Genomic DNA, 19,777 nt, shown 5'->3' on the forward strand with positions numbered 1-19,777 from the left:
TATTTTTTCTAGCCTTGGAAATATCGTAAATCCAAACGGGCATCATAAACATGCGTGGTTGGACCAGTCATCCACACCACATCACCTTCACGCCAAGCAATATGTAACTTACCACCAGCTAATTGCACTTCAACTTCATTCGCAAGTAAACCACGGCGCATACCACTGACTGCTGCTGCACACGCGCCAGTACCACAAGCCAACGTTTCACCGACACCACGCTCAAACACACGTAAACGAATATGTTTTTCATCAATAATTTGCATAAATCCAGCATTTACACGCGCAGGGAAACGGACATGTGACTCAACTTGAGGACCCATTCCAGCGACATCAGCCGTTAAAACATCAGGGACGATAGTTACAGCATGAGGGTTGCCCATGTTCACCACATCGATATTGATGCTTTTATTATCTGCAAGCTCAAGTTCATATAAGCCTTCAGCATCTTCGTGTTCCTGAGTAACAAATGGGATTTCTTCAGGAAGAAATTTTGGTGGACCCATGTTGACACGTACCCAACCATTTGCACCTAATTCTGGCTCTACAATACCTGCTTTAGTTTGTACACGAATTTTAGTTTTGGTCGTTAGTTGACGCTCATGTACGAAACGAGCAAAACAGCGTACACCATTACCGCACTGCTCGACTTCTGAACCATCTGCGTTAAAAATACGATATTTAAAATCAACATCTGGAAAATCAGGTGGCTCAACAATCAACAATTGATCAAAACCCACGCCAAAATGACGGTCTGCTAAACGTTGAATAGTTACCGTATCTAAATAAGCGCGTTGGGTAATCAGGTCTACAACCATAAAATCATTGCCCAAACCATGCATTTTGGTAAATTCTAAATACATGCCAATTTACTCCTCAGGTAACAAACGCTCTTTTTCCCAGAGTGATTCTATTGTTTCGCGCTCACGAATTAAATAGGATTGATCACCACTGACCATAACTTCAGCAGCACGACCACGTGTATTATAGTTTGAGCTCATCACAAAACCATAAGCACCCGCACCTAATACAGCAAGCACATCATTTTCTTGAAGCGCTAAATCACGCTGTTTACCCAAGAAATCACCCGTTTCACATATTGCACCGACCAAATCCCAAGTTTTCACTTCAACGTCAGTATTTGAATTAACCGATTGAATATCCATCCATGCTTCATATAAAGCTGGACGAATTAAGTCATTCATTGCAGCATCAATAATTGCAAAATTACGGTGATTGGTTGGTTTTAATAAATCAACTTTGGTCAGTAATACGCCAGCATTTGCTGAAATACTACGCCCCGGTTCCATATAGACTTTTAAACCCAGTTTTTCTAAAGCTGGACGCATTGAATTTGCATACTCTGCAACAGTTGGCGGTGTTTCATCTTTATAACAAACACCTAAACCGCCACCGATATCAATATGTTTGAGGTTGATACCCAATTTTTTCAACTCTTCAATCATCAAAATCACACGGTCAAGTGCATCAACAAAAGGTTTAGTTTCCGTAAGTTGAGAACCAATATGACAATCAATACCTACTATCTCTAAATTTGGCAGTGATGCGGCATATTGATAAGTTTCATTTACCGTATCACTTGGAATACCAAACTTATTTTCTTTCAATCCAGTTGAAATATAAGGATGCGTTTTTGCATCAACGTCTGGATTTACCCGCAAAGAAATCGGCGCTTTTTTAGCTAATTTTGCCGCAACTTTTTGAATACGATCTAGCTCGGCATAAGATTCCACATTAAAGCAAGCAATACCGACGTTTAAAGCTTTTTCAATATCTGCTTCAGATTTACCTAGACCTGAAAATACGATTTTTGCAGGATCACCACCAGCAGCTAAAACACGCGCAAGTTCACCACCTGTAACAATATCAAAACCAGCACCCAACTTTGCCAACACGTTTAGAACAGCGATATTTGAGTTGGATTTCACCGCAAAACAGATTTGATGATCTATAAAATCAAAAGCACGATCCATATCTAAATAATGTTTTTCCAAAGTAGATTTTGAATAAACATAGAGTGGTGTGCCGAATTGCTGTGCGAGCTGATCTAATGAACATTGCTCCGCATGCAATACTCCATTAATGCGCGTGAAACTCATGAAGGTGTCCTTGTTTACAAACTTGAAAGGTTGTTGTCTATGGTTGAGCTATAGATGATGTTTCTAGAGTTGCCGTATTTTCATCATCTGCTTTGACATCAGAAGAATTCTTTGCTGAAGATTCTTCATTTTTATAAAGCAAATATTTTGCACGTTTGTCGTGATTTGGGTCTGACGGTAATTGTAATGCACCCGATTGACCACATGCAGTTAATAGCATACTACTGAGCAACAAACTGATAGAACAAATGGCTTTAAGCATCTGCGCACCTAACTTTTACATTTTGCAGCAGTATAGCGTGATCAATCGATGCGCTAAAGCCTAAACATAAAAAAACGCCAACTTCTTGTTAGCGTTTTATTTTCAACTGACAAATTTATTTTCTTTTCGCAAAGAAATATCCTATCGCTAAGATGATGAACCAAACTGGACTTACTTTTAATGATTCTAAAGTTGTCTCATCCAATGCAAGGAAATAAATTGTCGCTAAGAAAAAGACAATCACAATCCAACAAGTGAATATGCCGCCAGGTAGCTTAAATGTCGATTGCGCATGTAATTCAGGACGATTTTTACGGTAGTTAATATAACTCCACATAATAATCATCCAAACACAGATGAACAGAATCGTAGATAAGGTTGTTGCCAATGTGAAAGCTGTTACTTCATCATTGGTGCCTGTTTTGACTTTGTAAATAAACTGTACGAATGCACCGATAAAGATACAGATCGAAGAGAATACCAGCGCTTTAGATGGAACAGCAGAATTTGATAAACGAGCAAATAATTTTGGTGCTTGCTTATCCGTTGATAAACCAAACAACATACGACTCGTTGAGAACACACCACTATTCATTGATGACATCACTGAAGATAACACCACTAAATTCATGATAATTGCTGCTGAAGCAATCCCCGCTTGCGAGAAAATATTGACGAATGGGCTGACCTTAGGATTAATCTGATCCCAAGGTGTCACACACATCACAACAAACAATGCCAAAACATAGAAAATAATGATTCGGATTGGAATTGAGTTAATTGCTTTCGGCAAATTACGCTTTGGATCTTGAGTTTCCGCAGCCGTTGTACCTACCAGTTCTACACCAACAAAAGCAAAAATTGCAATTTGGAAGCCTGCCAAGAAACCATCCAAGCCTTTAGGGAACATGCCGCCATGTGTCCACAAATTACTGATACTTGCAGTTGTACCAGTGGTATTAGTAAAACCAGTGAAAATCATCCATAAACCTACAAATATCAGTACGATAATTGCAGTAATTTTGACCATCGCAAACCAGAATTCCATTTCACCAAATAGTTTTACAGTGACAAGGTTTAATCCCAGTACAAAAAGAATTGCGACAGAACTAATCAGTAAACCACCTAAAGCAGTAAACGACTCTCCGCCATTAAAGAATTCTAGATAATAGATAATTGCGGATAAATCAGCGATACCAATCGTGACCCAACATAACCAGTAAGTCCAACCAACAAAATAGCCTGCCCATGGACCAATAAGATCAGTAGATAAGTCAATAAAAGACTTATAATTTAAGTTTGATAAAAGCAATTCACCTAATGCTCGCATAACAAAAAACACCATCAAACCGATGGTCATATAGATGAATAAAATTGAAGGACCAGCCAAACTAATGGTTTTGCCAGAGCCCATGAAAAGCCCTGTTCCAATTGCTCCACCAATCGCAATCAACTGTAGATGTCGATTAGAAAGACTACGGTGAAGTCCGCCTTGATCGGTCGCTTCACTCAGATTTTGATTCGACATTTTACAAAAATCTCCAGTATTGTTGTCCGTTAACCTGAAATCGAATCAAAATAACCTGCACCATTATTAGGCATCTTTTTTTAACACTTATTTTTGAAACGCTTTCAGTTCAACAACTTCTGCCTGTATTACTCAATATTTCAAGTGAAATAAAAATTGGATAGGATGATACGCACTAGAATAGGACAATACAATCAAGTCGCTTACAGATACTGTGACTTATTAGGTTTAAAAAAATAAGCAGCGGTAATCGCTGCTTATTTTTATTGAAATATAAAGTTATATTTCGACTACTTAATACTTATTTTTGTTTGTTTTTAATACGTTCTTCCCAGAAGGTTGCATTACGAATGCCAAGCTTAACAGGATCAAAGGTAAACTCTTTAACGCCTGCTTTTTGCTGCTCTTCATAATCTCTCAACGCTTTAATGGTTGGTTTCCAAATGAAGTAGGTCATGATAATACCAATGATGTTAATCCAAGCCATTAAACCAACACCGATATCTCCAATTCCCCAAATATACCCAGTTGCACTGAGGACACCGTATGAAACTGAAATAATGATAAAACATTTAGTTAGAAATAAAAGAGAAGGTGTTTTAGTAATGTAACTTAAATAAGTAATATTGGTTTCAGCAATATAGTAGTAAGCAACAATCGTTGTGAATGCAAAGAAGAACACAGCTAATGCTACGAAAACTTGCCCAAAACCACCAAATACTGTACTTACTGCCATTTGAGTAAACGCAGGAGAGCCAATTTCAGCTGTTGCAGCAACATTTTGTACAATAAATTGACCAGCTTCTAAAGTACCTTGAACATTATACATTCCAGTAATAAGAATCATAAATGCGGTAGCTGAGCAAACAAATAAGGTATCGATATAAATTGAGAAAGATTGAACAAGTCCTTGTTGGGCTGGATGTTGTACCTCTGCTGCTGCTGCTGCATGAGGACCCGTACCTTGTCCTGCTTCGTTAGAATACACTCCACGTTTCACACCCCAACCAATTGCAGCACCAATGCCTGCCATCGGTGAAAAAGCATCTGCAAAGATTAATGAGATCACACCTGGTAGTTTATCAATATTGATAAAGACAATAATTAGTGCCATTACAATATAGCCAGCTGCCATAAACGGCACTACAAATTCAGCGAATTTTGCAATACGTTTGATACCACCAAAAATGATGACTGCAAGTAATGTTACAATCACAATTAAAGCGAGTAGTTTATAAGTGCCGACATTTCCAAAAACGATCGCACCTTCGCCTGTGATTTGTGTAAAAGCATTACCTACTGCATTTGCTTGAATACCGGGTAAAAACAAACCACATGAAATGATTGCGGCAATCGCAAATAAAATACCCAACCAACGCTGACCTAGACCTTTGTCAAAATAAAAAGCTGGTCCACCACGATATTGTCCTTGATATTCAACCTTATAAATTTGACCTAAAGTTGATTCCACATAAGCAGTACTTGCACCTAAAAATGCAACCACCCACATCCAAAATACAGCACCAGGACCACCAAAACCAATTGCGGCAGCAACACCAGCAATATTACCAACACCGACACGACCTGAAAGCGACACAGCTAAGGCTTGAAAAGATGAAATACCCTGCGCTGATGAACTTCCTTTAATTAAAAGCCTGATCATGTCTTTAACTTGACGGACTTGAACAAACCGAGTCAAAACAGAAAAAAATAAACCTGCACCTAAACATAAATAGATCAGAGCTTTGCTCCAAATAATACTATTTACCCAATCAACAATTTCTGCTGCACTCATAAACACCAACCTTTTTTATATATGTTGAAAATATAGCGAACGTTATATTTTCATATGTTTGAGCAAGAGCAATATCTATGCCATTGATTATTAATATCCTGACAATAAATAATCAAATGCTCAAAATCCTTCCATAGTAAAAGTGAACCGAACGAAATATTGATCAAAAAAACACATCGTATCTTACTTGTAAAAGTCACATATCATGTTATTTTTCTGAACACTTCCCTTTAACTAGTGAGTTACGAAAAACGCTCTATTTCCTTTAATCCTTTTGAAGAAAATAAGCTCTAGGTTTTCACCTTGTTTCCGTAATTACTCTACTTTTATCCAATTTACAGAATTTTTTCAATTTTATATATGGCAAAAATTAAAACTATTTATCGATGTGAACAATGTGGTGCAGATCATTCTAAATGGGCTGGTCAATGTTCTGAGTGTGGCGAATGGAATAGTCTAGTAGAAGTTCGACTAGAACCTACAGTTAGTCATAGAGCTCAGCCTAAAATGGGAGGTGGTTATGCTGGTCAAAGTGCCAATATTACAACACTTAATCAAATCTCAGTTTCACATGAAACTCGCCTACAAACAGGTATTAGCGAATTTGATCGTGTACTCGGTGGTGGTTTGGTTACAGGCTCTGTAGTGTTGATTGGTGGTGATCCTGGTATTGGTAAATCAACCATCTTGTTGCAAACTGCAACACACATGGCCAGTAAAAAAAGCTCAGCGCTTTATGTGACTGGTGAGGAATCACTTTCACAAGTAGCCTTACGTGCACAACGTTTAGATCTCCCCACAGACTCACTTAAAGTCATGGCTGAGACCTGTGTCGAGCGTATATGTGAAGTATTAGCACACGAACGTCCTGCTGTTGCGATTTTGGATTCGATTCAAACCCTATATACAGAAACTCTGCAATCTGCGCCCGGTGGTGTTTCACAAATCCGTGAGTCTGCTGCCCTCTTAACTCGGTTTGCAAAGAATAGCGGTACTGCTTTATTCCTTGTAGGTCATGTCACCAAAGAAGGTGCATTGGCTGGTCCACGTGTTTTAGAACATATGGTGGATTGCGTGCTCTATTTTGAAGGTCAATCGGACTCCCGTTATCGAATGATTCGTGCAGTCAAGAACCGTTTTGGTGCAGTCAATGAATTAGGCGTATTTGCAATGACCGATAAAGGTCTCCGTGAGGTTGCTAATCCGTCCGCAATTTTTCTAAGTCGATATGATGAAGCCATTCCTGGTTCAATCGTGATGATCAGCCGTGAAGGTACTCGTCCATTGTTAGTCGAAGTACAAGCTCTAGTCGATGATGCACATGGACAACCTCGTCGCGTTGCATTAGGCTTAGAACAAAACCGTTTGAATATGCTCCTTGCAGTGATGCATCGTCATGGCGGAGTGCAGACTGCGGGTCAAGATGTTTACGTCAATGTTGTTGGTGGTTTGAAGATCACTGAAACAGGCTCAGATTTGGCGGTATTACTAGCTTGTGCCTCCAGCCTACGCGGTAAAGCCTTGCCACAACAATTGGCTGTTTTTGGTGAAGTCGGTTTGTCAGGTGAAATTCGTCCTGTGCCGAACGGACAAGAGCGCTTAAAAGAAGCGGCTAAGCACGGTTTTAAATATGTGATTTTACCTAGAGCGAATGCTCCACAGAAAGCAATCGAAGGCGTTCAAATCATTACAGTTGCACGTTTACATGAAGCTTTAACTGAAGCAATGCAGTTGAGTGACGAATTGACATAAAAAAACATACTTTTTTAGTTGAAATTAATGCTCAATACCCGCATAAATACACTTACAAATTAAGTTTGAATAGGAATTTTCGATGCAAGTACACCAGCGTGGCTTGATGGCAGCTCTTTTAATGGCAACACTTGTGGCTGCACCGCTTGCAGAAGCAAAACGTGCAGGTGGTGGAAAAAGTCATGGTATGAGTAGATCTAATTCATCTAGCCAATCTTATCAACCATCACGTCAAGCTGTTCCTGCTCAACAACAAACTGCACCACAAAAGTCAGGTCCAGGCGTTGGCTCTATGGTTGCGGCAGGTGTAGCTGGTGCTGCTGTAGGTGCTGTTGCAGCGAATGCCTTAGCAGATGATAAAAACCCTACTACAACTGAACAGCAGCAAGCTGCTCAACAGCAAGAAGAAAAAGGTGGTATCCCAAGCTGGATTTGGGTATTACTCGCTGCCGCTGCTGCTTTCTTCCTATTCCGTAAAATCGGCGCAAAAAAAAAATTAGCAGCTAATAATCCATATGCACCAAATAATGGCGGTCACAATAATTTTGGCCGTCAAACTCCGCCTCAATCAACTGTTCGTCAAACGAGTGACAACACGAATATTTTTGGTCAGTCAGTTGCAGGTGGAACATCAACAGCAACACAAGCACCTTTCGGCTCAGCTTCGATGAGCAGTGGCAACCAATTACCAGATGGTACTGAACCTGCTGCATTCTTACGTATTGCACGTCAACGTTTCAATCATATCCAGTCGGTAAACAGTGCAAATAATGTAGAAGAAATTCGTCGTTACTTAACACCAGAACTTTATAGTTCGATGTATAGCGATATCATGGCGAACCAAGATCAAGATGTAGCAGAATTTAGCAATCTCAATGCAATGGTGGTTGAAAGCACGACTGAAAATGGTCAATACCTTGTCAGTGTGCGTTTCACTGGTACTGTAAGCGAGGATTTGAACAGTTTGCCGCAACCTTTTACAGAAATTTGGCACTTTGTTAAGCCTGCTGGCTCACAACAAGATTGGGTTGTTGCTGGTATTCAACAAGCTTAAACATTGCGTATGGTCTTTTAAAAGAGCTATTTAAATAGCTCTTTTTTATTGTCTACACTTTTAAAAAGAAAGATACGATAAAAAAAGCCACTCTCTAGTATCGAGAATGGCTGAGTGTAAACAAAATCAGAAAGTATTATTTGAGTTTTAAGCACAACCGAAGCACGATCGGTAGATTCATACTAGCGGATAAATTTTTTAAAAAATATTCCTCGTTTGGGGAATAAAGCTTATTGAAATTTGAAAAGTATTTTATCGATTACAAAAATAGTTTTATTTACCTCAGCTCTACAGCAATCAAAGAGAATCAAAATGCTACTCTGGCATGAAGTACTTATCTGCCATTCCTAGCAATCAATAAGATATTTTCAGCTATGACTCATGACTCTAATCAAAGCAAACACTTTTCTAAACTATGTATTACTTCAGCAGAAGGTATTAGGACTATTCAAATAAAAAAGGCTTTGCCGAAGCAAAGCCATAAAACGAGAAACTCAAACTACTAATTTATCAGCCAACAAATTGTAAAAACAACCAATACAAGCCACCAGACAATGTAATTGTTGCTGGTAAAGTAAAGACCCAAGCTGAAAGAATTGTTTTTACTGTCGCAAAATTTAAACCTGATCGATTGGCTACCATTGTACCCGCAACTGCACTGTTTAAAACGTGCGTAGTTGATACTGGCATACCGAGACCATCAGCAGCAGCAATTGTACTCATCGCCACTAACTCAGCAGACATACCTTGGCCATAAGTCATATGGTTTTTACCAATACGCTCACCTACAGTTACTACGATACGTTTCCAACCCACCATTGTTCCTAGACCAAGTGCCAATGCAACTGCAACTTTCACCCAATTTGGAATGTACTGAAGGAATGAATCTAAGCTACTACGATATTCTTTTACCACCTTCGCTTGAGCAGTATCCATAGCAGGTAAAGCTTCAGCTTTATCTAAACGCTTAAACGTTGTTGTACTTAAATACATATCATTGCGAATTTCACTCACCGCAGCTTCTGGAATCGCTTTCAGATCACCATAAGTTGCAACACGTGTACCCAAATGCGCAGTCATACTTGCAAGTGCTGGAACAACATCAGCTGTTTGCTCTTTGGTTTGAATAAATTTCGTTAATACTTCACGCGACTTTTCGTCAGATAACTCATTTTGACTTACATTTAATACGGTCGCTGTTTGAGCAGATAGCTGTTCAAATGACTGTAAATGTTGAGCATCTAAACTTTTGTTTAAAGAATAAGCCAAAGGTACTAAACCAATCAAAATCAACATGATTAAACCCATGCCTTTTTGACCATCGTTTGAACCATGCGCAAAACTTACACCAGTACAAGTGAAAATTAGAATGGCACGAATTAATGGTGGCGGTGGTTTATTACCTTCCGGTGGCTGAAATAATTCCAATTGGTTTTTAAATATTTTTTTCACCAATAAAAATACAACCGCAGCAAAAGCAAAACCAATTAATGGAGAAAATAATAACGCTTTACCGACTTTAATCACTTGATCCATATCAATGCCACTGGTTGCGCCAGTTGATGCATTTAACAAGTGATTCATGATGCCCACACCCAAGATTGAACCAATCAATGTATGTGAACTTGAAGCAGGAATTCCTAAGAACCAAGTTCCTAAATTCCACAAAATAGCAGCAATCAGCAAAGCAAATACCATTGCAAAACCTGCGCCACTACCTACATTCATAATCATTTCAACAGGAAGCAATGCAATGATGCCATAAGCAACCGCACCACTTGCAACCATAACTCCTAAAAAGTTACAGAAACCTGCCCACATTACAGCAACTGGTGCAGGTAATGCATTTGTATAGATTACAGTTGCAACAGCGTTTGCAGTGTCATGAAAACCATTTACAAACTCAAAAGCGAGTGCAATAAAAAGAGCTGTCGATAAAAGAATGACAGAGTACAAACTCAATGGCGGTACATGTGCTAGATCAGCACTGACCTGAAAACCAATATAAATAAGTGTTGCAACAATAATTGTCAAAAACACCGGCATGAAAAATTTCGGTGTTGGTACATGTACATTCGTCGATTTTGCCGTAGAGCTGGCAAGCGGTGAATCCGAAGCAGGAGGAAGATTTGAATTCATGTAGACGGTTAGAGGATAGTAAAATCCCCTGTATTGTTTAATTAAATTGTGACAATTATATGACAACGACTTGTCATATAAAGGCTAAATTTCATATTTTTTTAAAATTATCTTGTGTTTTTCTAGCAAAAATTCACCCTAAATATAAAAATAAATCATATAAAACAATAAATTAAAATTAAAAAAATATCTCAATAACTGTTTGTCTGAATTTGCAACAAACGCACCAAAATATGAAATTTATTTGTCATATTTCATCTGATGGGCTTTTACTATGACCATTATTAAGACGAATTATTGCACTTTGATGAAAGTTTTATGACATTTAAAATGTGTACTGATGAATCACCACTCACCTGTGCTTAAAATACGCGCTTTATCGTAGCTTCTGTTACAATGCCCCTGCTTTTTATATTGACTATCTACTGGGGTTCCTTATGTCCACGCTTGCCACCCTAAAATCTCTTCTAACTCAACGCATTCTGATTATTGATGGTGCAATGGGAACCATGATTCAACGCCATAAATTAGAAGAAGAAGATTATCGTGGTGAACGCTTTGCTGATTGGGCATCAGACCTAAAAGGTAATAACGACTTATTGGTTTTAACCCAGCCGCAGATTATTCAAGGCATTCATGAAGCTTACTTGGATGCTGGCGCAGACATTATTGAAACCAACAGCTTTAACGGTACCCGTGTTTCAATGTCTGACTATCATATGGAAGATCTTGTGCCTGAGATCAACCGTGAAGCAGCACGTTTGGCTAAAGCAGCCTGTGAAAAATACTCAACACCAGATAAACCACGTTTTGTTGCAGGTGTCCTCGGTCCGACATCTCGCACCTGTTCTATTTCGCCCAATGTAAATGACCCAGCTTTTCGTAACATTACCTTTGACGAATTAAAAGAAAACTATATTGAGGCAACACACGCCCTGATCGAAGGTGGTGCTGACATCATCTTGATCGAGACTGTATTTGATACATTGAACTGTAAAGCTGCGATCTTCGCAGTCAAAGAAGTATTTAAGCAACTTGATCATGAACTACCATTGATGATCTCAGGTACGATTACCGATGCATCGGGTCGTACTTTAACAGGTCAAACAGCAGAAGCTTTTTGGAACTCGGTGCGCCACGGTGATTTACTCTCGATTGGTTTTAACTGTGCTTTGGGTGCAGATGCGATGCGCCCACACGTTAAAACGATTTCTGATGTTGCTGATACTTTTGTTTCTGCGCATCCAAACGCAGGTTTACCAAATGCCTTTGGTGAATATGACGAAACCCCAGAACAAACAGCGGAATTCATTAAAGAGTTTGCCGAAAGTGGTCTGATCAATATCACGGGTGGTTGCTGTGGTACAACGCCTGATCATATCCGTGCGATTTATAATGCAGTTAAAGATATCAAGCCGCGTCAAATCCCTGAAACCAAATCTGCCTGTCGTTTAAGTGGGTTAGAACCATTTAACATTTATGATGATTCACTATTCGTGAATGTCGGTGAACGTACCAACGTTACGGGTTCAAAAAAATTCCTACGCCTCATCCGTGAAGAGAAATTTGCCGAAGCTCTAGAAGTTGCACAACAACAAGTGGAAGCTGGTGCACAGATCATCGATATTAACATGGATGAAGGGATGCTCGATTCGCAAGGTGCAATGGTGCATTTCTTGAATCTGGTTGCATCTGAGCCTGATATCTCTCGTGTGCCGATCATGATTGACTCATCAAAATGGGAAATCATTGAAGCAGGTTTAAAATGCGTTCAAGGTAAACCCGTCGTCAATTCGATTTCCTTAAAAGAAGGTTATGACGAGTTCGTCGAAAAAGCACGCCTATGCCGCCAGTATGGTGCTGCGATTATTGTGATGGCCTTTGATGAAACAGGTCAGGCCGATACGGCTGCACGTAAACGTGAAATCTGTAAACGTTCTTATGATGTTTTGGTCAATGAAGTGGGCTTCCCTGCTGAAGATATTATTTTTGACCCGAACGTGTTTGCCGTGGCAACAGGGATCGAAGAACACAACAACTATGGCGTCGATTTTATTGAAGCTACGGGCTGGATTAAACAAAACTTGCCACATGCGATGATTTCAGGTGGTGTCTCTAACGTTTCCTTCTCATTCCGTGGTAATGAACCTGTACGTGAAGCGATTCACTCAGTATTCCTTTACCATGCTATCAAGCAAGGCATGACTATGGGGATCGTGAACGCTGGTCAAATGGCGATTTATGATGATATTCCTAAAGAACTGAAAGAAGCCGTTGAAGATGTGGTTTTAAACCAGAACCAAGGTGAATCAGGTCAAAACGCCACAGAAAAACTACTTGAAGTCGCGGAAAAATTCCGTGGTCATAGTGGTGCACAACGTGAAGCTGAGAACCTTGAATGGCGCAATGAGTCTGTAGAAAAACGTCTCGAATATGCACTTGTCAAAGGCATCACTACTTATATAGATGAAGATACCGAAGAAGCCCGTTTAAAAGCCAAGCGTCCTCTTGATGTGATTGAAGGCGCATTGATGGATGGCATGAACGTGGTCGGCGACCTGTTCGGCTCGGGTAAAATGTTCCTACCGCAAGTCGTAAAATCAGCACGCGTAATGAAGCAAGCCGTAGCATGGTTAAATCCATACATCGAAGCTGAAAAAGGTAATGCACAATCTAAGGGTCGTGTATTAATGGCAACCGTAAAAGGTGATGTACACGATATTGGTAAAAATATCGTGGGCGTGGTTTTGGGTTGTAACGGTTATGACATCGTTGACCTTGGTGTGATGGTGCCTGCGGAAAAAATCCTGCAAACTGCGATTGATGAGAAATGTGACATCATCGGTTTGTCTGGTTTAATCACCCCGTCATTGGATGAAATGGTGTTTGTTGCCAAAGAGATGCAGCGTAAAGGCTTTGATATTCCATTATTAATTGGTGGAGCAACCACCTCGAAAGCGCATACCGCTGTAAAAATTGACCCGCAATATTCAAATGATGCAGTCATTTATGTGGCTGATGCTTCTCGTGCAGTCGGTGTGGCAACTACCCTACTATCAAAAGAAATGCGTGGTAATTTTATTGCTGAGCATCGCGCTGAATATGCCAAGATTCGTGAACGTTTAGCCAACAAGCAACCGAAAGCTGCAAAACTTAGCTATGCCGAATCGATTGAAAATGGTTTTAAGGTGGATGACAACTATGTCCCACCGATTCCAAATAGTTTAGGTACGCAAGTTATTACCAATTATCCATTGGCGACCTTGGTTGAATATTTTGACTGGACACCATTCTTTATCTCTTGGAGCTTGGCGGGTAAATTCCCGAAAATCCTGACAGATGAAGTTGTTGGTGAAGCAGCCACTGATTTGTATAACCAAGCGCAAGCGATGCTAAAAGACATTATCGAGAATAATCGTTTTGATGCGCGTGCGGTGTTTGGTTTATACCCTGCACAACGTACGTCTGCGGATACCGTCAGCGTGTTTGATGAATCTGGTCAAAATATTACACATACTTTTGAGCATATTCGTCAGCAATCTGACAAGGTGACAGGCAAACCAAACTTATCTTTGGCAGACTTTATTAGCACCTCTAAAGAGAATACTGATTATCTCGGTGGTTTCACTGTATCGATCTTTGGTGCTGAAGAATTGGCAAATGAATATAAAGCCAAAGGTGATGATTACTCAGCAATCTTGGTTCAGTCTTTAGCGGATCGTTTTGCCGAAGCCTTTGCAGAACATTTGCATGAGCGTATCCGTAAAGAGTTCTGGGGCTATAAAGCCGATGAGACTTTGGGTAATGAAGAATTGATCAAAGAGAAGTATGTCGGTATTCGTCCTGCACCGGGTTATCCTGCTTGCCCAGAGCATTCTGAAAAAGCAGTGTTATTTGACTGGTTAGGTTCGGAAGCGAAGATTGGTACCAAGTTGACTGAACACTTTGCGATGATGCCGCCATCTTCGGTGAGTGGTTTCTATTATTCACACCCTGAAAGTGAATACTTTAATGTGGGCAAAATTTCTCAAGATCAGCTTGAGGATTATGCGAAGCGTAAGGGCTGGACACTCGATGAAGCGAAGCGTTGGTTAGCACCGAATTTAGATGATTCGATTGCTTAAGTTTTAAAGAAAATCCCCTCAAATTGAGGGGGTTATTTTCCTTATCTTGAATTAAGGACTCCTGCGATGTAAATCGTTCCATTTAATACATCTTTTCCTAATTTAACATCATCAAATTTAAAAGTTTTTTTATCCGAATTCAGTGATAAGCCTAAACAAGAGTTATTACGATCTCCGCAGGTTATCTTTGATTCACCGTCAACACTTTCAATTGATATATTTCCATTAAACTCCTGAATTATATATAAAAAATATGATTCAGAATAATTTTTTAAATTAATAGTATATATTTTCCGATCATTAATGACATAAGCAAAATCAACGTTTGATGTAGATAATAAGACATTTTCATCATTAACTTGCATATTAGAAGTGTGTCTAGGTATAGTAAAATTTAAATCTAATGTCTTATTTATACCTTGCTCTTGAAGATATAAATTTAGATTTTTAATATTGAAAGATAATATCTCACCACTATTATTTAATGTTATAAACGAAGAAGGAATTGAATCATCAAAGTAAAAAATGTTTTCTCCATTTTTATTATAATTAAAAATCTTAAGACGTGTATCCTTAAATGAAGAACTGTTATCAATTCCATGATAAATATGTAAGCTAACAACTTCTTCAGCGTTTTCAAAAACAAGCTGATCTATACTACCAATATATCTACCACTATCATCTTTATAAAAAGCAATATCGGAGCTTATTTCTGATATATGATAAGTTTTATCAGCCAATTTAAGACTCTTATCTCTATTTATTTCTGGAAATCTATTCTTATTAAAAGCCAACCAATTAGATGGTATTTTAAACACCAAGTCACCTGAAATAGTTGCAGGCACAGTTTTACTCCAATCACCACCATCCTCTAAATAATTTTTAAATAGTCGATTATTATTATTTTTATTTTTAAAGCTTACCGTTAGTTTCCGATTAATTCCATCAAATCTATATTCAGTATTATCCACACATGCTAGATAGCTAATACAGAATAAAACTCTATAATCCCCCCAAGCTAGTGTAGCAAAACCTGCTTTATGCTCACTAGCTAAAAGTCTTAAATCACCATATAAAATATCATTTTTCCCTTTAAGTTTACGAAAAGAAAGAGATACATCAGGGTCATTTCCTTTGGCAATTAAGCTATAATCTCCCTCTTTAAAATCCATGTTAATTTTATCACTAAAACCTTCAGCTTGAATTTCAAGCACATTTTTTTCAAACTGACTCTCTTCTTTCTTTTCACTACCACATCCAGTTAGAATAAAAATTGTTAATATACTTATATTTATTAACTTTAAATTCATAAATCACCTAATTGGTTTATTTTAAATATACAAGAATTTAATAATTACATATAAATTTATTTCTGTGAATAAAATTCGATTATTAGTTTCTAAAGATTTAGTGAGAATCTCCCAATCTTGAAGATTGAGAGATATTTATACGGACTATTTAGCTTTTGTATTTGGCAAAAAGACCGTTGCAAAACCAAGTAAGGGTAAAAGAGAACATAAACCAAATACCCATTCGATTCCGTTCACATCAGCTAAATGTCCAAGCCCTGCTGCTGCAATACCACTGACACCAAACATCAAGCCAAACATTAAACCTGAGATCATACCCACACGCCCCGGAACAGCCTCCTGAGCATAAACCACCATTGCAGCAAAAGCAGATGACAACACTAAACCTGTGATCACTGACAAAACAGTTGTCCAAAACAAGTTGGCATACGGCATCATTAGGGCAAACGGCGCCATTCCCACAAATGACACCCAAATCACCGCTTTACGCCCAATTCGATCGCCAATCGGTCCACCTGCAAAAGTACCCAAAGCGACCGCAGCCAAAAACACAAATAAATGTAATTGAGCCGTTTGAAGACTAATCTGAAACTTATGAATCAAATAAAAAGTAAAATAGTTGCTAATGCTCGCGATATAAGTAAATTTGGCGAACATCAAAACACTAATAGTTGTTAAAGCAATGATTAATTGACGACCATGCAACTTGGTTTGTGCTTGATTAACCTTGGCAGCAAATGAGTTTTTTGCATGGCTAATCGTCCAACGACTTACTCCAAACAGAACCCAAATCGCTAATAATGAAAATACCACCAACCATGCAACCGCATGTTGCCCAAAAGGCACAATAATTAATGCAGCCAATAATGGTCCAATTGCTGTACCTGTATTTCCCCCAACCTGAAAGGTCGATTGTGCTGTACCAAAACGCCCACCCGATGCCATTCTCGCCACACGCGAAGCTTCAGGATGAAAGGTTGCAGAACCTACGCCGATAAGTGCAGATGCAAGCAACAAGACAGTAAAACTTGGAGAAAATGCGAGTAGTAAAATACCGCATAATGTCACCATCATTCCTAATGGCAATAGATAAGGTTTGGGATGTTTATCAGTATATAGTCCAATCCAAGGCTGAAGCAGCGAACCCGTAATCTGATATACAAAGGAAATCAGCCCGACTTGAGCAAAACTAAGTGAAAAGTTTGCTTTAAGCATAGGATAGATAGCTGGCAGGACTGCTTGAATCAAATCATTCAGCAAATGAGCAAAAGCGACTGCACCTACAACCTTCATGATCATACCTTGCGGCTGATCATTTACTACGGTATCAGCAATGCCATCTTTCAACTGTATTGAAGACGTCATATCTGAAAAACTCCAATATTTTTAGATAAGGTGCTTATTGTAAATTGTCGCTTATAACGTTATCTTCCAATAATCATCGTATAAGTGACAAAATTTAGAGTGATGTATGCATGATTCTCTTATTCAGTCCGATCAATCTGAATTGGTGATTGGACTGTCCTCAGAACATACCTATCGTGAGCTTACACCTACACATACTCATAGCAGAGCACAGTTTTTATACGCTTCAATGGGAAACATCCAAGTTTTCACACCTAATAATGTCTGGCTAGTTCCGCCGATGTGTGCGTTATGGATTCCTGCAAATGTTGAACACAGCGTCATTTCACTGAGTCACGTCAAGCTAAATACTGCCCTTGTTGAAGTGAATGCCGCAGCATTAATGGGCAAAGAATGTTTTATTATTCAAGTCAGTAATTTGCTACATGAGTTATTGATTCGGCTCAATCAAATTACACAAATCGACCCTCCCAATATTGTTTCTTCTCAAGAAATTTCAGAAGCTTTGCAAATTTTAATTTTTGAAGAAATTCATCGAGCCAATTTATTAAGCATTCAAATTCCTTGGCCCAAAGACAAACGATTATTAAAAATCTGTCAACAACTACTACATTCTCCAAATCACTCAAAAGATTTAACTGATTGGGCTGATGATATTGGTACAAGTTCAAGAACCTTAATGCGGATGTTTCAAAAAGAAACGGGACTGTCCTATCGCGCATGGATTCAACAGATGCATATCGCTCATGCACTGAGTAAAATCTCTAATGGTGAATCGATTGCTCAAATCTCTGAAGCACTGGGTTATACTAATCCAAGTGCTTTTAGTGCAATGTTTAAACGGCATTTGGGTAAAACACCACAGCAATTTAGGGTTGGTGAAATTTAAGTTTCGTTATTTTTCAGCCTCCTTTAGTTGTGCAATTAAATCTTCAATATCTTGATAAACATGTAGTGTTCGATCCTTATGCGTTCGTGCATGATCTAAACGTTGCTCAGGATCAACCAAAAGCAAGGTATGACCATCATCAATCAGACGATCAATACCCTCTAAAAACATACGTTTACCAACATCGTGAATAATTGAAATCTGAGTTAAGTCAATCACGATAGTGCTTTGATCCATCGGCTCAGCTTGTAGGATACGCAATAACATCTCAGCTTCAGTAAATTTCAATACACCTCGAAGCACATACACACTCAATGAAGCATCTTTTCCAGTTCGATAATGACTTTGTACAATGGTTTGTGCTGAAGGTGTACCTTCCATCAGATGCAATCCCATATCTCGTGATAGTCGCTCTAAAATATCGATACCACGAACACTATTACCATGCTCATCTAACTTTGGCGAAAATGCGGCAATACTCACTTGCCCCGGTAACACGCCCAATATCCCGCCGGCCACACCACTTTTGGCAGGAATTCCAACCGTAGAGAGCCAATCACCAGCAGCATCATACATACCACAACTCATCATTACACTGAGCACTTGTCTAACCACAGAACGATTCAACAATCGTTTTCCTGTTTTAGGATCAACACCACCATTGGCAAGTACACTCCCCATGCGTACAAGATCTTTCACCGTGACCAAAATCGAACATTGGCGAATATAACCATTCACGATATCCACAGGGTCAGTTTCTAAAATCCCAACTGTTCTCAGCATATAACCGATAGAAAGATTTCGATAAGCTGTTTTCACCTCAGACTCATAAACAGCATCATCAAAACGTAGTTCACGCCCTGCAAGCGCACTCATAAATTGACGCAAAATTTCTGCACTTTCCAAGTCATCTTTAATTGGAATCAATGAATGTGTGGTGATTGCGCCTGAATTAATCATCGGATTTTTGGGACGACGATCATTGCCCAATGAAATCTCATTAAACGCTTCTCCCGAAGGTTCTACTCCAACTTTATTTAATACTGTTTCAATGCCAAGTTGTTGTAACACATAGGCATAGGCAAAAGGTTTAGACATCGATTGAATGGTAAATTCAATATCATCATCCCCAACTGAATAAATTTCGCCATCTACCGTCGACATTGCTAAAGCCAACCGATTGGGATTTGCATTGGCTAACTCAGGAATATAATCAGCTAGATGTCCGCTGTTATCTATGTCGCACGCCTCTATCACATGCGCTAGATAATCAGGAAGTGGGGTTTGCATAATGAGTAACCTTAAAATGTATAAATTTATAATTAACTATCATTTTTATAGTACAGAGTGTTGATAATATTAAAATTATATCTTTTGTAATGATTTTCAAATCACGAGACTAGTATTGTAATTTCACAATCACGTATTTTATTTTTTAG

Annotated in this window: 13 protein-coding genes; 4 read left to right on the forward strand and 9 right to left on the reverse strand. The window is 38.9% G+C overall.

Translation table 11 applies throughout. From position 1 onward, the window contains the following. Positions 1-8: 8 nt before the first annotated feature. The 5 genes from dapF to F933_RS15690 all read right to left on the reverse strand — a co-directional run bounded on the left by dapF (position 9) and on the right by F933_RS15690 (position 5,705). Positions 9-863 carry a diaminopimelate epimerase gene (gene dapF, locus F933_RS15670; protein ID WP_005062796.1) on the reverse strand — a complete coding sequence of 285 codons (855 nt, stop codon included), beginning with the start codon at positions 861-863 and terminating at the stop codon, positions 9-11. 6 nt (positions 864-869) lie between these two features. After that, complete coding sequence (gene lysA / locus F933_RS15675) at positions 870-2,120, reverse strand: diaminopimelate decarboxylase (RefSeq protein WP_005062797.1); 1,251 nt, start codon at positions 2,118-2,120, stop codon at positions 870-872. 37 nt (positions 2,121-2,157) lie between these two features. After that, a complete protein-coding gene (lptM, locus tag F933_RS15680; RefSeq protein WP_005062798.1) occupies positions 2,158-2,382 on the reverse strand; it encodes an LPS translocon maturation chaperone LptM in 225 nt (74 codons plus the stop codon). Between the two features lie 115 nt (positions 2,383-2,497). After that, complete coding sequence (locus F933_RS15685; protein ID WP_005062800.1) at positions 2,498-3,910, reverse strand: amino acid permease; 1,413 nt, start codon at positions 3,908-3,910, stop codon at positions 2,498-2,500. A 301-nt stretch (positions 3,911-4,211) separates the two neighbouring features. Next, a complete protein-coding gene (locus F933_RS15690; protein WP_005062802.1) occupies positions 4,212-5,705 on the reverse strand; it encodes an alanine/glycine:cation symporter family protein in 1,494 nt (497 codons plus the stop codon). A gap of 360 nt (positions 5,706-6,065) precedes the next feature. On the opposite strand from F933_RS15690, the gene radA reads away from it, so the two are divergent. After that, on the forward strand, positions 6,066-7,457 hold the full coding sequence (gene radA / locus F933_RS15695; protein ID WP_005055069.1) for a DNA repair protein RadA: 1,392 nt from the start codon (positions 6,066-6,068) through the stop codon (positions 7,455-7,457). An 82-nt stretch (positions 7,458-7,539) separates the two neighbouring features. Continuing rightward, positions 7,540-8,511 carry a Tim44 domain-containing protein gene (locus F933_RS15700; protein WP_005062803.1) on the forward strand — a complete coding sequence of 324 codons (972 nt, stop codon included), beginning with the start codon at positions 7,540-7,542 and terminating at the stop codon, positions 8,509-8,511. A gap of 510 nt (positions 8,512-9,021) precedes the next feature. On the opposite strand, the gene F933_RS15705 is transcribed toward F933_RS15700, so the two are convergent. Then, complete coding sequence (locus tag F933_RS15705) at positions 9,022-10,650, reverse strand: inorganic phosphate transporter (protein WP_005062804.1); 1,629 nt, start codon at positions 10,648-10,650, stop codon at positions 9,022-9,024. A 437-nt stretch (positions 10,651-11,087) separates the two neighbouring features. Here F933_RS15705 and metH point away from each other — a divergent pair, with 437 nt between their 5' ends. After that, a complete protein-coding gene (metH, locus tag F933_RS15710) occupies positions 11,088-14,774 on the forward strand; it encodes a methionine synthase (protein ID WP_005062805.1) in 3,687 nt (1,228 codons plus the stop codon). A 41-nt stretch (positions 14,775-14,815) separates the two neighbouring features. Here metH and F933_RS17330 read toward each other — a convergent pair whose 3' ends face one another. Next, complete coding sequence (locus tag F933_RS17330; protein ID WP_005062807.1) at positions 14,816-16,084, reverse strand: hypothetical protein; 1,269 nt, start codon at positions 16,082-16,084, stop codon at positions 14,816-14,818. A 144-nt stretch (positions 16,085-16,228) separates the two neighbouring features. After that, positions 16,229-17,449 carry an MFS transporter gene (locus F933_RS15720; protein WP_005062808.1) on the reverse strand — a complete coding sequence of 407 codons (1,221 nt, stop codon included), beginning with the start codon at positions 17,447-17,449 and terminating at the stop codon, positions 16,229-16,231. A 106-nt stretch (positions 17,450-17,555) separates the two neighbouring features. On the opposite strand from F933_RS15720, the gene F933_RS15725 reads away from it, so the two are divergent. Then, complete coding sequence (locus F933_RS15725; RefSeq protein ID WP_005062811.1) at positions 17,556-18,338, forward strand: AraC family transcriptional regulator; 783 nt, start codon at positions 17,556-17,558, stop codon at positions 18,336-18,338. A 6-nt stretch (positions 18,339-18,344) separates the two neighbouring features. Here F933_RS15725 and F933_RS15730 read toward each other — a convergent pair whose 3' ends face one another. Further along, complete coding sequence (locus F933_RS15730; RefSeq protein WP_005062813.1) at positions 18,345-19,628, reverse strand: glutaminase; 1,284 nt, start codon at positions 19,626-19,628, stop codon at positions 18,345-18,347. Positions 19,629-19,777 lie beyond the last annotated feature (149 nt).

It is taken from the genome of Acinetobacter beijerinckii CIP 110307, from assembly GCF_000369005.1.
Taxonomy (GTDB): Bacteria; Pseudomonadota; Gammaproteobacteria; order Pseudomonadales; family Moraxellaceae; genus Acinetobacter; species Acinetobacter beijerinckii.

What these genes read in the sequence shown, in the direction of transcription:
- dapF (WP_005062796.1), bottom strand. Translation starts at nt 863, where the DNA reads ATGTATTTAGAATTTACCAAAATGCATGGTTTGGGCAATGATTTTATG.
- lysA (WP_005062797.1), bottom strand. Translation starts at nt 2,120, where the DNA reads ATGAGTTTCACGCGCATTAATGGAGTATTGCATGCGGAGCAATGTTCA.
- lptM (WP_005062798.1), bottom strand. Translation starts at nt 2,382, where the DNA reads ATGCTTAAAGCCATTTGTTCTATCAGTTTGTTGCTCAGTAGTATGCTA.
- F933_RS15685 (WP_005062800.1), bottom strand. Translation starts at nt 3,910, where the DNA reads ATGTCGAATCAAAATCTGAGTGAAGCGACCGATCAAGGCGGACTTCAC.
- F933_RS15690 (WP_005062802.1), bottom strand. Translation starts at nt 5,705, where the DNA reads ATGAGTGCAGCAGAAATTGTTGATTGGGTAAATAGTATTATTTGGAGC.
- radA (WP_005055069.1), top strand. Translation starts at nt 6,066, where the DNA reads ATGGCAAAAATTAAAACTATTTATCGATGTGAACAATGTGGTGCAGAT.
- F933_RS15700 (WP_005062803.1), top strand. Translation starts at nt 7,540, where the DNA reads ATGCAAGTACACCAGCGTGGCTTGATGGCAGCTCTTTTAATGGCAACA.
- F933_RS15705 (WP_005062804.1), bottom strand. Translation starts at nt 10,650, where the DNA reads ATGAATTCAAATCTTCCTCCTGCTTCGGATTCACCGCTTGCCAGCTCT.
- metH (WP_005062805.1), top strand. Translation starts at nt 11,088, where the DNA reads ATGTCCACGCTTGCCACCCTAAAATCTCTTCTAACTCAACGCATTCTG.
- F933_RS17330 (WP_005062807.1), bottom strand. Translation starts at nt 16,084, where the DNA reads ATGAATTTAAAGTTAATAAATATAAGTATATTAACAATTTTTATTCTA.
- F933_RS15720 (WP_005062808.1), bottom strand. Translation starts at nt 17,449, where the DNA reads ATGACGTCTTCAATACAGTTGAAAGATGGCATTGCTGATACCGTAGTA.
- F933_RS15725 (WP_005062811.1), top strand. Translation starts at nt 17,556, where the DNA reads ATGCATGATTCTCTTATTCAGTCCGATCAATCTGAATTGGTGATTGGA.
- F933_RS15730 (WP_005062813.1), bottom strand. Translation starts at nt 19,628, where the DNA reads ATGCAAACCCCACTTCCTGATTATCTAGCGCATGTGATAGAGGCGTGC.